The 13790-nt window shown below is 70.3% G+C and carries 15 protein-coding genes; 1 reads left to right on the plus strand and 14 read right to left on the minus strand.

The genetic code is table 11. The features are described 5' to 3' along the window. Nucleotides 1–473: 473 nt before the first annotated feature. From GCN81_RS27725 to GCN81_RS27735, 3 genes are read right to left on the minus strand one after another with little or no spacing between them, the layout of a single operon-like run. Nucleotides 474–752, minus strand: coding sequence for a hypothetical protein (locus GCN81_RS27725; RefSeq protein ID WP_156727320.1), 279 nt, complete (start codon nucleotides 750–752; stop codon nucleotides 474–476). Further along, on the minus strand, nucleotides 749–952 hold the full coding sequence (locus tag GCN81_RS27730) for a hypothetical protein (protein WP_156727321.1): 204 nt from the start codon (nucleotides 950–952) through the stop codon (nucleotides 749–751). Before GCN81_RS27730 ends, GCN81_RS27725 begins: the two co-directional genes overlap by 4 nt. After that, a complete protein-coding gene (locus GCN81_RS27735) occupies nucleotides 949–1206 on the minus strand; it encodes a hypothetical protein (protein ID WP_325065138.1) in 258 nt (85 codons plus the stop codon). Before GCN81_RS27735 ends, GCN81_RS27730 begins: the two co-directional genes overlap by 4 nt. A gap of 248 nt (nucleotides 1207–1454) precedes the next feature. On the opposite strand from GCN81_RS27735, the gene GCN81_RS27740 reads away from it, so the two are divergent. Beyond that, on the plus strand, nucleotides 1455–1697 hold the full coding sequence (locus GCN81_RS27740; protein ID WP_156727323.1) for a GntR family transcriptional regulator: 243 nt from the start codon (nucleotides 1455–1457) through the stop codon (nucleotides 1695–1697). 53 nt (nucleotides 1698–1750) lie between these two features. Here the strand turns inward: GCN81_RS27740 and proC are convergent, their stop codons facing one another. The 11 genes from proC to GCN81_RS27795 all read right to left on the minus strand — a co-directional run bounded on the left by proC (nucleotide 1751) and on the right by GCN81_RS27795 (nucleotide 13740). Continuing rightward, nucleotides 1751–2560, minus strand: a complete 810-nt coding sequence (gene proC, locus GCN81_RS27745; RefSeq protein ID WP_156727324.1) for a pyrroline-5-carboxylate reductase — start codon at nucleotides 2558–2560, stop codon at nucleotides 1751–1753. Between the two features lie 151 nt (nucleotides 2561–2711). Further along, nucleotides 2712–4739 carry a pectinesterase family protein gene (locus tag GCN81_RS27750; protein ID WP_156727325.1) on the minus strand — a complete coding sequence of 676 codons (2028 nt, stop codon included), beginning with the start codon at nucleotides 4737–4739 and terminating at the stop codon, nucleotides 2712–2714. A gap of 86 nt (nucleotides 4740–4825) precedes the next feature. After that, the gene (locus GCN81_RS27755; protein ID WP_156727326.1) at nucleotides 4826–5614 is read right to left on the minus strand and encodes an ABC transporter permease; all 789 of its coding nucleotides are present in this window, start codon (nucleotides 5612–5614) and stop codon (nucleotides 4826–4828) included. Beyond that, nucleotides 5611–6447 carry an ABC transporter ATP-binding protein gene (locus GCN81_RS27760; RefSeq protein WP_156727327.1) on the minus strand — a complete coding sequence of 279 codons (837 nt, stop codon included), beginning with the start codon at nucleotides 6445–6447 and terminating at the stop codon, nucleotides 5611–5613. The genes GCN81_RS27755 and GCN81_RS27760 overlap by 4 nt, the downstream gene beginning before the upstream one ends. A gap of 131 nt (nucleotides 6448–6578) precedes the next feature. After that, on the minus strand, nucleotides 6579–7655 hold the full coding sequence (locus tag GCN81_RS27765; protein WP_156727328.1) for an NAD(P)/FAD-dependent oxidoreductase: 1077 nt from the start codon (nucleotides 7653–7655) through the stop codon (nucleotides 6579–6581). 84 nt (nucleotides 7656–7739) lie between these two features. Next, a complete protein-coding gene (gene sigJ / locus GCN81_RS27770; RefSeq protein WP_156727329.1) occupies nucleotides 7740–8690 on the minus strand; it encodes an RNA polymerase sigma factor SigJ in 951 nt (316 codons plus the stop codon). Nucleotides 8691–8745: 55 nt separating this feature from the next. Beyond that, nucleotides 8746–9603, minus strand: a complete 858-nt coding sequence (locus GCN81_RS27775) for a class I SAM-dependent methyltransferase (protein ID WP_156727330.1) — start codon at nucleotides 9601–9603, stop codon at nucleotides 8746–8748. A gap of 28 nt (nucleotides 9604–9631) precedes the next feature. Beyond that, a complete protein-coding gene (locus GCN81_RS27780) occupies nucleotides 9632–10210 on the minus strand; it encodes a hypothetical protein (protein ID WP_156727331.1) in 579 nt (192 codons plus the stop codon). 38 nt (nucleotides 10211–10248) lie between these two features. Beyond that, entirely contained in the window at nucleotides 10249–12099 is a 1851-nt protein-coding gene (gene ilvD, locus GCN81_RS27785) for a dihydroxy-acid dehydratase (RefSeq protein ID WP_156727332.1), read from the minus strand. 118 nt (nucleotides 12100–12217) lie between these two features. Then, nucleotides 12218–12832, minus strand: a complete 615-nt coding sequence (locus GCN81_RS27790) for a TetR/AcrR family transcriptional regulator (protein ID WP_156727333.1) — start codon at nucleotides 12830–12832, stop codon at nucleotides 12218–12220. After that, on the minus strand, nucleotides 12829–13740 hold the full coding sequence (locus tag GCN81_RS27795) for a sugar phosphate isomerase/epimerase family protein (RefSeq protein ID WP_156727334.1): 912 nt from the start codon (nucleotides 13738–13740) through the stop codon (nucleotides 12829–12831). The genes GCN81_RS27790 and GCN81_RS27795 overlap by 4 nt, the downstream gene beginning before the upstream one ends. Between the last annotated feature and the right edge of the window lie 50 nt (nucleotides 13741–13790).

The following is a 13790-nucleotide window of genomic DNA, read 5'->3' on the forward strand; positions in this document are numbered from 1 at the left end:
TTCCGACTCTATCAGACTCTTTCGTGTCCGATTTCCTCGGTGCCTTTCCGGTTCCCGCTTTCGCGTTTCCCTTTCCGGCGGCTCCGACTCTATCAGATCCTTTCGGGCCTGACCCCCAGTCAGCGGGGCTTGTCTTCCCGGCTGTTGGGCCGTTCCGACGAGTGAGACTTTAGCGGAATCCCGGCCCCCGACCTAATCGGGGTTGCGCTCTTTCGAACACGGATTCCTCATTCCGCAAAAGCACACGAAAACGAGCCCATGCCGGAGCGTGGTTCGTTCTAGTGGGTCTTGCGGGATGGTTGCCCGGGGACCGACCAGGAGTCGGCGCTCACGTCGGGCAACCCGGAGAACACTACGGAGGGGGTATGGGCGTGTCAACTCGACGCAGGGCTTCATCCTCCTGGGGTCACCGGCAGAGTTGGGGTGGCTGTGTCCCTTGCTTGACCGTCACCACAGCCACCCCTCCTCAGGGCTCAACCCTGAGGAGATCTCTGCCGTCGACCAGTGCAGGGGGCACGGTGGACGTAGAGCACCAGCGGCGCCCCCGTCGCCCGGTCATGGACGTGTCGTTCGCGCGGCTCGCCCGGTGTGATGGGCCGGTCGCAGCGGTAGCAGATCACGGTCCGCGCGGCGTTCAGCGCGTCGGCCAAGTGCTGGCCGTCCGGGCACAGGGCCGCCCCGGCGCGGCATGTCGGGCAGGCGACGGCGTGGTCGAGCAGCGCCACGTACGCGTTCCGGGTGGCGGGTCTCACCGGGTCCCCTTCCGGGCGCAGCAGGCGCACTCGCAGGGCGGGTACGCCAGCGTCTCGGGCGGGCGCTCGGCGGGGGCCAGCACCCGCGTATAGCCGGAGGTGCGCGCCATGGTTCCTGAGTTGACCCGGTAGACCGTGATGGTCAGGCCCGGGTGTGCATCGTCGGCGATGTCCTCGCCCTTCGACAGCTCGCTCGTCACGCCACCGCCTCCGTACCGATCAGGTGCCGGTCGAGATCGATGCCGTACTCGGCCGCGAGTACGAGAGCCAGGCGCCGTCGCCGCTGCCGGGCGCGTTCCTGTCGCCGCTCGTACTCGACCAAGTACGGGCGGACCAGTGCGCTGTCCGTACCGTCCAGCGGTACGTCCAGCCCGTACGGCGAGCGAGGTCGCGCCCGTTCCGGCCGGGGCGTGACGGGAACAGACACGAGGTGCAGGGGCGCCCTGTCGGTCATGGGTGGTGCTGTGGGCCGGGCATGGTGTCGGCTGCACCCCCGCAAGCCGAACATGAGAATCGCCCACAGAATCAGGGCATGGATAATGCTCACCGTCATCAACCTCCGAGGGTTGGTGGCCACGCCCCGGGGCCCTGCCAGGCCGCCGGGGTCTTCCATCTACAGCGTAGCCTAGCTAGCTAGGGTAGCTAGGCGATCCTGGCTATCTCGTCTCGCTGATCCTGATAGGGCCGCCTAGCGTCCACGGCATGGAATGGGAGCCGGACGTACCACGCTGGAAGCAGGTCTACGCGGTCATTGAGGACCGGATCTCAGACGGGACCTATCCGCCTGGATCACAGCTGCCCGGCGTTCTGGCGATCCAAGGAGAGTTCGGCATCGCACAGATGACCGCACGGCGTGTGTTGACGGAACTGCGGGCCGCGGGTCTGGCACAGATGCACCCGGGGGTAGGAACCTTCGTCCCCGAGCTTCCCGATCGATCCGAGTAACTGACAGTGCCCCGTGCCCCGGATATGGGGCACGGGGCACTGAACGCCGGGGATCAGCCCTTGCCTGAGGCGAGTTCCTTGCTGCGGTCGCGGGCCGCTTCCAGGGCGGCGATGAGGGCTGCTCGTACGCCGTGGTTTTCCAGTTCGCGGATGGCGTTGATCGTCGTGCCCGCGGGTGAGGTGACGTTCTCGCGGAGTTTGACCGGATGCTCGCCGCTGTCGCGGAGCATCACGGCCGCGCCGATCGCGGCCTGGACGATCAGGTCGTGGGCCTTGTCGCGGGGCAGGCCGAGGAGGATGCCCGCGTCGGTCATCGCCTCGACCAGGTAGTAGAAGTACGCCGGGCCCGAGCCGGACAGGGCGGTACAGGCGTCCTGCTGGGCCTCGGGGACGCGGAGGGTCTTGCCTACGCCGCCGAAGATCTGCTCGGCGTGGGCGAGGTGCTCCGCGGTGGCGTGGCTGCCCGCCGAGATGACGGACATCGCCTCGTCGACGAGGGCCGGGGTGTTCGTCATGACGCGGACGACGGGGGTGTTCGGGGCGAGCTTCTCCTCGAAGTACGAGGTGGGGATGCCTGCCGCGCCGCTGATGACCAGGCGCTCGGCGGGGACGTGCGGGGCGAGCTCGTCCATCAGGGTGCCCATGTCCTGGGGCTTGACCGTGAGGATGAGGGTGTCGGCCGTCTTGGCCGCCTCGGCGTTGCTGACCGGGGTGACGCCGTAGCGGGTGCGGAGCTCGTCGGCACGCTCCTGGCGGCGGGCGGTGACCAGCAGGTCGGCGGGGGCCCAGCCGGCCCGGATCATTCCGCTGAGCAGGGCCTCGCCGATCTTGCCGGTGCCGAGTACGGCGACTTTCTCTGTCATCTCGGGTTCGCCCTCCGGGTGCTGGTGTCGTACGGGGCCATCCTCGCACCAGGGGTCCGGCTCGGGCGGGTGTGTCCGATGGGCGGGCGGTACGTGTGGTGCACCCGGGTCCGGGCCGGGTACGGGTCCGGGCTCGGGTGCACCGTACGGCTCAGCTGCCCGGCGTCCAGTCGCCCAGCCAGTCCGTCGGCTCCTGGTCCGCCGCCTGGGCGTCGGTCAGGTGGGGGCGGTCGCCGCTGGCCGGTCCCGCGCCGGGGCCCGTGTTGCCGTACTCGGCGAAGCGGTCGGCCTTCCAGGGGAAGCCGCCCATGTCGGTCCACGGGGTGGACTTGATCGCGGCGCTGAGCGAGGTGTTGCGGACGGTCGCCTGCGGGGAGAGGGTCGCGTTGCCGCCCGCGTGCCAGTTGCGGCCGAGGTGGAAGCTGCCGTCGGAGACGTCGCCGTTGACGACGGAGCGGTTGATGAGGATGCCCTTGCGGTCGGGGGCGGTGCTCGGGGCGAGGATGTAGCCCGCGGAGGTGCCGTTCCAGCGCTTCTTGAGGGTGATCACCGAGCGGTCGATGACGGCCGTCGCGCGGCCGAAGATGAAGTCGACGTTGCCTATGACGTAGGAGTTGGTGACGTGAACGCGGCCCAGCTTGTCCCGGCCGGCCGTGTCGAGGAGCAGGGTGTCCTGGTCGCCGCTGACGATGACCCCGTCGAGCAGGACACGGTCGGCGGCGGTACGGACGGCTACCGCCTGGTGGCCGTCCATGTTCTGGTGCGCCGCCTCGTCGAAGTCGTTGCTGACGCTGAGGTTACGGAGCTGGACGTCGTCGGCCTCGACGGCGAGCGTCGCGCTGCCGGACGTGCCGTAGGTGCCCGATCCGTTGGGCTTCGGGGTGCCCGCCGCGTTGTTGAAGACGATCACGGTGTCCTTGCGGCTGCCGCCGGTGCCCTGGAGGGTGACATGCGGCTTGTTCCTCGGGATCTTCACCGTTTCCCGGTACGTGCCGGGCGCGACGGCGATGACGACGCGGGCGGCGTTGTTCGTGGGCACGGCGTCCACGGCCTGCTGCACGGTCCGGTACTGGCCGCTGCCGTCCTTGGCGACGGTGAGCGTGGTGTCGGCCGCCGTACCGATGGAGCTCTGCGGGCCGGAATCGGCCGTCACGCGCGCGGGGACGTCGGCAGCGCGGTCGAGGCGGTAGTCGTAGTGGGCCTTCGGATCGAAGGCCGTGCCGCCGCTCTCGTTGCGGCCCGAGGTGCCGGAGAAGATGTTGCCGCGCTGGACGAGGCTCGCGGTGCTGTCCTTGATGACCGGGTTCCGCATGCCCTGGAAGTAGCTGTTCTCCAGGACCATCTTGGTCTTGCCGCGGGAGTAGTTGCCGTAGGACGAGGCGATGTCCGTACCCGGGTCGTCCTGTAGGTAGTTGTTGTAGAGGTGGGCGCGGGCGACGTTGTCGGTGGAGGGGTTGCGCTGGGCGGTCTCGTGGAACCAGTTGTGGTGGATCGTGAGGTTCGCGGTGACGTTGTCGGTCCAGCCGATGCCGAAGGTCTTGTTGTTCTCGCTGAGCCGGTTCCAGGACACCGTCACGTAAGTGGTGTCCTTGCGGCTGTCGATCAGGCCGTCGGCCATGTTGCGCAGGTCGTTGTGGTCGATCCAGACATGGTGGGCACCGTCCATCTGGATGGCGTCGAAGTCATGGTCCTTGTCGTTCCACTCGCCCTCGTGGGTGTCGCGGATCGTCAGGTTGCGGATGATGACGTTGTGCACGCCCTTGCCGAGGAAGAAGCCGCCGCCGACGATGTGGCCCGATGTCCCGGCGCCGACGATGGTCTTGTCGGAGGCGACCTTGAGCTCCCGGCCCTTGGGCCGCATCGTGATCTCCCCTGCGACCACGATGACGTACGGCTCGGGCGCGGTCGCGTACTTCTCCAGGTCGGCGAGCGTCTTGACCGTGACGGTCTCACCGCCGCGACCGCCGTACGTGCCCTTCTGGCCCAGCGCGTTGACCGAGGCGAAGCCGTCCGCGGTGTCGTCGGCCCAGACCGGCGCGGCGGCGGCCTGGGGCGCGGTGTCGTCACCTATCGCCAGGCCGTAGGTCAGACCGGCCGCGGTGAGCACCGCCAGCGGGAGGGCGATATTCCGTACGGCCTTGCCTCTGCGGTGCCGTGCCTTGCTGCGGGTGTCGCTCACGTGTGTCGTTCCTTCGCGTGCGGGTGAGGGGACTGATCACGTGAGAGTCGCCGCTGGGGGCTGAAGGGTTGCCGCTTGAGGCTCAGTCAGGGAGTGCGGCGGCGGAGGGTGGCCGCGCCGAGGGCGAGGACCAGCAGGGCGCAGGCGGCGACGATCACGACGTCCCGGACGAAGTCGGCGGTGATGTCGGGGTGCCGCAGGACTTCGTTCATGCCGTCTACCGCGTAGGACATGGGCAGGACGTTGGAGATCTTCTCCAGTACCGGCTGCATGTTCTCGCGGGCGGTGAACAGGCCGCAGAGGACGAGCTGCGGGAAGATCACGGCGGGCATGAACTGGACCGCCTGGAACTCTGACGAGGCGAAGGCCGAGACGAAGAGGCCGAGTGCGGTGCCGAGGATCGCGTCCAGCAGGGCGACCAGGAGGAGCAGCCAGGGGCTGCCGATCACGTCGAGGCCAAGCACCCACAGCGCGAGGCCGGTGGCCAGGAGGGACTGGATGACGGCCAGGGTTCCGAAGGCGATGGCGTAGCCGACGATCAGGTCGGCCTTGCCGAGCGGCATGGCCAGCAGCCGTTCCAGGGTGCCTGAGGTGCGTTCGCGCAGGGTGGCGATGGAGGTCACCAGGAACATCGTGATCAGCGGGAAGATGCCGAGCAGTGAGGCGCCGATGTTGTTGAACGTGCCCGGGCTGCCGTCGAAGACGTACCGGAGCAGGAGCAGCATCACGCACGGGACGAGCAGCATGAGCGCGATGGAGCGCGGGTCGTGGCGCAGTTGGCGCAGGACGCGGGCGGCGGTGGCGAGGGTCCTGGGGGCAGAGAGTACGGAGGGGCTGGCGGCGCTTGAGGGGCTGGCGGGGCTGGCGGTACTCATCGCGTGGACTCCTTGTCGTGCTGGGCCTGCTGAATCCTTTGGCGGGCGTTCGCCTCGTCGACCAGGCGGAGGAAGGCGTCCTCGACGGTTGCGCAGTCCATGCGGGTACGTAGGGCGTCCGGGGTGTCGTCCGCGAGGAGTTCGCCGTCGCGCATCAGGAGCAGGCGGTGGCAGCGCTCGGCCTCGTCCATGACGTGGGAGGAGACGAGGATCGTGGTGCCGCCCTCGGCGATCGTAGAGAAGAGCTTCCAGAGGTCGCGGCGGAGTACGGGGTCCAGGCCGACGGTCGGCTCGTCCAGGACCAGGAGTTCGGGGGTGCCGAGCAGGGCGACGGCGAGGGAGACGCGGCTGCGCTGGCCGCCGGACAGGTTTCCGGCGAGGACGTCGGCGTGTGAGTCGAGGTCGACTTCGGCGATCGCGCGGGTGACGTGCTCGTGTCGGCGGTCGGTGGCGGCGCGGCCTGGGTCGAGGATCGCCATGAAGTAGTCGAGGTTCTGGCGGACGGTCAGGTCGTCGTAGACGGACGGTGCCTGGGTGACGTAGCCGATGCGCGAGCGGAGCCAGGCGTCGCCCGCGGGGTGGCCGAGGACCTCAAGGGTGCCGGTGACCTTGGCCTGGGTGCCCATGATCGACCGCATCAGCGTCGACTTTCCGCAGCCGGACGGCCCGAGGAGGCCGGTGATCTGGCCCCTCGGGACCGCGAAGTCGATGCCCCGGATCACTTCGCGTGAGCCACGGACGACGGTGAGATCCGCGGCGCGGATGGCGGCTGACTGGGGGTCTGCCGCCTCGTCTGGCCCGTTGGTGGCGGAGCCTGAAGCGAAATTCATCATGTGATGAATAATGCGCCTGGGGGCTTCGCCGCGTCAAGCGGACTGGCCCGGTGCGGGCTACGGGGTTTGCTGGGTGGCGGGGTTGCGGGGTTGCGGGGTTGCGGGCTACCGGTCGGCGGCCCCGTCGCGAGCTATCGGGCGGCCTGCCGGATGAGGCGGACGGTGTAGCGGACGATCTGTTCCTTGGTGAACGCCGCTACGCGGCCCCTCAGGATCAGTTCGCGCGGCGTGTCGTCGGAGTGGACCGTCTGGACCAGGCCGTTGCGGCGGCCCAGGCTGACGCACTGGAGCTGGTAGCCGAAGCGGAACGGGCGCGGCTCGGTGCCGTCCAGTGACGCGCGGAGTGCGGCGGCGGCCTGCGTTCCGGTGGGGAGTGCGGTGGCACAGGCCATCCGCAGCGGCCCGGCTCCGGGTGCGGACGCGGCGGCCGCGTCCCCGGCGACGTACACCTCGGGGTGGGAGGCCGAGCGCAGGAACGCGTCGACCTCGACGCGGCCGTTCGACGGGTGCAGGGCGAGACCGGAGCGGGCTGCCAGCTCGGTGTTGGGGACCATCGAGGCCGACCAGAGGACAGCGTCCGCGTCCACGTCGTCGGCGCTGGTGACGCGCTCACCCTCGGCGAGGGAGACGCCGAGTGCGGTGAGGGTCGTACGAACGTGGGCGCGGCCCTTGGCGGACAGGCCTGCGCCGACCTCGCGGGACAGCAGGCGGACGTCCCAGTCAGGGTAGGCCTCGGCGAGTTCCGCGGCCATCTCGATGCCGGTGAGGCCGCCGCCCACGATGGCCAGGCGGCCGGGGCGGTCCCGCAGCCGCTTGCGCAGCGCGTCGGCGGTCTCGGCGGTGAAGGCGCGTTCGCCGCCAGTGTCGGCGGTGTCGGCGGTGCGACTGCCGAGGGCGTAGACGAGGCGGTCGTACGGCAGGCTGCGGCCGTTGTCGGTGGTCACTACGCGCGCGTGGAGGTCGATGGCGGTGGCGCGGGCCGCGATGTGCTCGACGCCCGTGGTGCCGAGGAAGGAGCGCAGCGGGTGGGTGATGGCGGGTCGGCCTGCGGCGAGTTCGTGCTGCCTGACGCGTTCGGTGAAGTGTTCGCTCGGGTCGACGAGCGTGACGCGCGCGTGGGGCGCGAGGGACAGGGCGGCCAGCAGGCCCGCGTAGCCCGCGCCGAGTACCAGGACCTGGTGGTCGTTCTTTGCCGTTGAGTTCGTCATGCAGGGGAGACGACGCGGCGGGCGGGAGTGTGACAGCTCGGCTCGGGACGTTCGAAGCGCGGTACGTGTGGGGTCGTCGGGCGTTCAGAGCTGGTTCGGGTCCAGGTGGCTCAGCTTGTCCGGGTTGACCACCGCTGCGACCTCGGTGATCAGTCCGTTGTGCACCGTGAAGGCGAAGACGGTCACCTGACCCTCGACCGGGTCGACGAAGACCAGACCCGGGGCGCCGTTGACGTCCCGTACGGACATCCGCACCGCCGCCCCCTGGCCGAGGCCACGGGCCAGCCGCTGGGCGAAGCGCGCGACCTGCTCGGCGCCGTGGATCGGAACCCGGGCCGCCACCGCCTTGCCGCCGCCGTCCGAGCGCCACACGACCCCGGGGTCGAGCACCTTCAGCAGCCCGTCGAAGTCCCCCTCCACGGCGGCGGTCAGGAAGGCGTCGACGGCCCGCCGGTGCTCGCCCCGGTCGACCGAGCGGCGGGGTGCCTCGGCACGTACCCGCTTGCGGGCACGGGAGGCGAGCTGCCGTACGGAATCCGGGGTCCGGCCGACGGCTTCGGCGATCTCCGGGAAGGGGACCGCGAACACGTCGTGCAGGACGAAGGCGGTGCGCTCGGCCGGGGTGAGCCGTTCCAGGACCGTGAGCAGGGCGAAGCCGACCGACTCGTCCAGGGTCACCCGGTCCTCGGGGCCCGTGGTGTCGTCGGCGGTCAGTACCGGTTCGGGCAGCCACGGGCCGACATAGCGCTCGCGGCGGGCGCGGGCTGAGCCGAGCTGGTCGTAGCAGATGCGGCTGATCACCGTCGTGAGGTAGGCACGGGGGTCGGCCACCTCGCCATCGGGCAGGGCCTGCCAGCGCAGCCAGGCCTCCTGGACGGCGTCCTCGGCGTCCGACACCAGGCCCAGGATGCGGTAGGCGATGCCCCACAGCCGGGGGCGCTGCTCCTCGAACGCCGCCAGGTGCCGTGCGGACGGAGTCGGGCCTGGCGGGTCCGTCGCGTCCGTCGCGTCCGTCGGGTCCGTCGGGTCTGCCATGTTCTGGGTCCTCTCCGCTGAACTCGCCACACTGTGCGGGGTTTGACGAAGTGGATCAGCGGAGTGTGACAGTGAGGTCCAGGGCGTAGGCCTCCTCGACGACCCCGTCCGGGAACTCGCGCAGTACGTACGCACGCTCCTCCGCCAGCACCGGCGCCGCCCGCTCGGGCCCCATCTCCGCGAAGTGGGATCTGCTGCCCAGGTGCGCCAGATGGACGTCGATGGGTACGCGGCGGGTCCAGTGCAGGCGCCGGGACACCGGCTGGCCGGGGGCGAGCCGGGTGATGATCTCGCCGACGCGGGAACTGAGCTCGTTCGCGTGGTATCCGGCCAGCGTGCGCTTGAGTCGGGCCTCCTGCTCGGCGGCCCAGGCGACGTCGGGGTCGGGCTGGTTCCACCACATAGCGAGGGCACCCCCAGGTGTCAGCACCCGCAGCGCCTCCGGAACGGAACACTCCGGGTCCGTCCAGTGCCAGGCCTGGGCGTACGTGATCAGGTCGGCGCTGCCGTCGGCGAAGGGGAGGGCGTCGCCCACGGCGCGTACGAGCGGGACCATGGGCAGGGCCTCGCGGAGCTGGGCGCCCATCTCGGGGCCCGGCTCGACGGCGATGACATGGGCTCCGCGTTCGGTGAGCAGGCGGGTCGCGATGCCCGTACCGGCGCCCACGTCCAGTACCCGGGCGCCCCGCAGCCCGCTTCCCGTCAGCTCCTCGACCGCGTCGAGGACTCGGGGTGGGTAGCTGGGGCGGGCGGTGGCGTACTGGGCCGCGACCCTGTCGAAGGACAGGGCGTGAGGGGGCAGGGGCCGGGGGTGAGCCGTCGGGACTGGTGTGGTCGGGGCGTGCGCGGTCGAGAAATCCGCGGTCGGGACAGGCGTGGTCGGGACATGCGTGGTCGGCGCGTGATCCGTCATGCCGCCCATCGTGGCCGAACGGAGGGTGTCACTTCTTGCGATTTGGCTTCTTTGTTCGAGCCTTTGGGTTGCCCGAGCGGCGGGCCTGGCGACGTTCGTACTGGTCGCGGGCCGTTTCGTACTCCGCGCGGCGGAGCTTCTCGCCGGGGGCCTCGGACAGCGAGCGGAAGAAGTACGCGAGGAGCGCGCCGACGAAGCCGATGGTCATCATGGTGCGCAGCTTCTGCTGGGACTCCGGGTCCAGGCGCTTGGTGTACGCCTCCCAGGTGCGGCGGAACGCGATCGCGCTGCACACCGCGAACATCACCACGACCAGCACCCCGACGAAGTTGCCGACCTCCGCGATCTGCAACCCCTGGTAGCCGAGCCGCAGCGCCAGGCAGCCGACCGCCGCGGCGGCCAGCGAGCCGACGGCGACGCCGACGCGGCGCAGCGCGTATCCGCCGTCGTGGTCGACCCAGGTGGTGCCGAAGAAACGGATCTCCTCGGGCTCGGGTCCACCGGCCGAGACTGGGGAGACCGAGGTGGCCGGGGAGGCCGGGGAGGCCGGGGAGGCCGGAGAGCCAGCGGCGCTGGGGGTGCGGGTGGTGTCGAGTTCGTCGCTCACGCCGTCGATTATCCCCGGTGCCCCTGGCTCGTCGACGGTCAGCCCAGCTTGGTGACGTCCCGCACCGCGCCCTTGTCGGCGCTGGTGGCCATGGCCGCGTACGCCCGGAGGGCCTGCGAGACCTTGCGCTCACGGGACTTCGGTGCGTACACGCCGTTCAGAGCGGCGCGGCGGGCAGCCAGCTCCTCGTCAGAGACGAGGAGCTCGATGCCGCGGTTCGGGATGTCGATACGGATCCGGTCGCCGTCCTGGACCAGGGCGATCGTGCCGCCCGACGCGGCCTCCGGCGAGGCATGGCCGATGGACAGGCCCGAGGTGCCGCCGGAGAAGCGGCCGTCGGTGACGAGCGCGCAGGTCTTGCCGAGGCCACGGCCCTTGAGGAAGGACGTCGGGTAGAGCATCTCCTGCATGCCCGGGCCGCCCTTGGGGCCCTCGTAGCGGATGACGACGACGTCGCCCTCCTTGATCTGCTTGGTGAGGATCTTGTCGACAGCCTCTTCCTGCGACTCGCAGACCACGGCGGGGCCCTCGAAGGTCCAGATCGACTCGTCGACACCGGCCGTCTTCACGACGCAGCCGTCGACGGCCAGGTTGCCCTTCAGTACGGCGAGGCCGCCGTCCTTGGAGTAGGCGTGCTCGACGGAGCGGATGCAGCCGCCCTCGGCGTCGGTGTCCAGGGTCTCCCAGCGCTCGGACTGCGAGAAGGCGGTGGCGGAGCGGACGCAGCCGGGGGCCGCGTGCCACAGCTCGACGGCCTCGGCGGACGGCGAGCCGCCGCGTACGTCCCAGGTCTTGAGCCACTCGTCGAGGGAATCGGCGTGCACGCTGTGCACGCCCTCGTTCAGCAGACCGCCGCGGTAGAGCTCGCCGAGGATGGCGGGGATGCCGCCCGCGCGGTGCACGTCCTCCATGTAGTACGTGCCGCCGGGCGCGACGTTCGGGGCGACCTTGGCCAGGCAGGGGACGCGGCGGGAGACCTCGTTCATGTCGTTGAGGCCGAAGTCGAGCTCGGCTTCCTGGGCCGCCGCCAGCAGGTGCAGGATCGTGTTGGTGGAGCCGCCCATGGCGATGTCCAGGGCCATGGCGTTCTCGAAGGCCTCGCGGCTGGCGATGGCGCGCGGCAGGACGGTCTCGTCGCCCTGCTCGTAGTGGCGCTTGGTGATCTCGACGATCGTCCGCCCGGCGTTCTCGTACAGCGCCTTGCGAGCGGTGTGCGTGGCGAGGACCGAGCCGTTGCCGGGCAGGGCCAGGCCGATCGCCTCGGCCAGGCAGTTCATCGAGTTGGCGGTGAACATGCCGGAGCAGGAACCGCAGGTCGGGCAGGCGTTCTCCTCGATACGGAGGATGTCGGCGTCCGAGACCTGGTCGTTGACGGCGTCCGAGATCGCGTCGACCAGGTCGAGGCTGCGGACCGTGCCGTCGACCAGCGTCGCCTTGCCCGCCTCCATCGGACCGCCGGAGACGAAGATCGCCGGGATGTTGAGGCGCAGGGCGGCCATCAGCATGCCGGGGGTGATCTTGTCGCAGTTGGAGATGCAGATCAGGGCGTCGGCGCAGTGGGCCTCGACCATGTACTCGACCGAGTCCGCGATCAGGTCGCGGGACGGCAGCGAGTAGAGCATGCCGCCGTGGCCCATCGCGATGCCGTCGTCGACCGCGATGGTGTTGAACTCTCGCGGCACGGCGCCCGCGGCCTGGATGGCCTCGCTGACGATCCGGCCGACCGGGGCCAGGTGCGTGTGGCCGGGCACGAACTCGGTGAAGGAGTTGGCCACCGCGATGATCGGCTTGCCGATGTCCTCGCTCGCTACGCCCGATGCCCGCATAAGGGCGCGGGCGCCCGCCATATTGCGGCCGTGGGTGACTGTGCGGGACCTCAGCTCGGGCATCGTCGCTCGCTCCTTCAGACAGGTGGGGCTGGTGTTGAGCGTACGCCGCTCATCCAAGATCCGGACACCCCGTCCGGAATACGGGACGGCTTGCTCAGAGCCTGGTCACGTCTCGGTGTCACTTCTCGGTCAGGTACCGCTGAAGGGTCGGCGCGACTATCGCGATGATCTCCTCCGGGTCCGCCGAAGCCAGCGGCTCCACCTGGACCACGTACCGCAGCACGGCGATGCCGACCATGTGCGAGGCCGCCAGCTCCGCGCGGAACTTCGGGTTCGGTACGTCCAGGTCGGCCGCGACCGACTCCAGGAGTCGGCGCAGCAGGAACGCGCGCAGGACCTTCGCCGCCGCCTCGTGGGTCACCGCCGAGCGGATCACCGCGAGCAGCGGCTTGCGGGTCACCGGGTTCTCCCAGGTGGAGAGGAAGAAGCGGGCCAGCCGCTCACCGATGCCCTCCGGGCTCTCGCCCAGCACCTGCGGGATGACGAGCGTCGGCTCGAAGGACATCTCGATGGCGGCCGCGAAGATCTCGTCCTTGGTGCCGAAGTAGTGGTGGACCAGGGCCGGGTCCACGCCCGCGGCCTTGGCGATGCCCCGTACGGACGTCTTGTCGTAGCCGCGCTCGGCGAACTCCTCGCGGGCCGCGGTCAGGATGCGGTCGCGGGCCGCGGGGGTGTCCGCGGACTCCGTACGGGACGGGCGGCCCCGGCGCCGGGGAGCGGCGGCGGGGGTCACGGGCGCTCCGTGGGAGTGGGAGTCGGGAGTGTGGTGGGGGCCTGGCGGGTGGTGGGGGCCGAGTGTGCGTCGGAGGCCGGGCGTGGGGTGGATGCCAGATGCAGGCGGGTGAACGCCAGGGCCTCCGCGAGGTCGGCCTCACGTTCGGCGCTGGACATCGCCCGGCGGGTGTTGACCTCGATCACCACATGGCCGTCGAAGCCGGTGCGGGCGAGGCGCTCCAGGAGCTCGGCGCAGGGCTGGGTGCCGCGGCCCGGGACCAGGTGCTCGTCCTTGGCGGAGCCGTTGCCGTCCGCGAGGTGAATGTGGGCGAGCCGGTCGCCCATGCGGTCGATCATCTGCATCGCCTCGGTGCGGGCGGTGGCGGTGTGCGAGAGGTCGACGGTGAAGTGCCGGTAGTCGTCCTTGGTCACGTCCCACTCGGGGGCGTACGCGAGGACCTCGCGGTCGCGGTAGCGCCACGGGTACATGTTCTCCACGGCGAAACGTACGTCCGTCTCGTCCGCCATCCGCCACAGGCCGCTGACGAAGTCGCGCGCGTACTGGCGCTGCCAGCGGAACGGCGGGTGCACCACCACCGTGGACGCGCCCAGCCTCTCGGCGGCGGACCTGGCCCGCTGGAGCTTCACCCACGGGTCCGTGGACCAGACCCTCTGGGTGATCAGCAGGCAGGGCGCGTGGACGGCGAGCACCGGCACCTGGTGGTAGTCGGAGAGCTTGCGCAGCGCTTCGATGTCCTGGCTGACGGGGTCCGTCCAGACCATGACCTCGACTCCGTCGTAGCCCAGGCGCGCGGCGATCTCGAAGGCCGTCGCCGTCGACTCCGGATAGACCGAGGCCGTCGACAGGGCGACCTTCGCACCCTTCACACCCTTCGCGTCCGGGATGCGCACCACTGGTTCTGCCACGAGGGACAGCGTACGGGCCGGGGCGCGCCGATCGGCAGACGCCCTCAGGC

This window comes from Streptomyces apocyni, from assembly GCF_009739465.1.
Classification (GTDB): Bacteria; Actinomycetota; Actinomycetes; order Streptomycetales; family Streptomycetaceae; genus Streptomyces; species Streptomyces apocyni.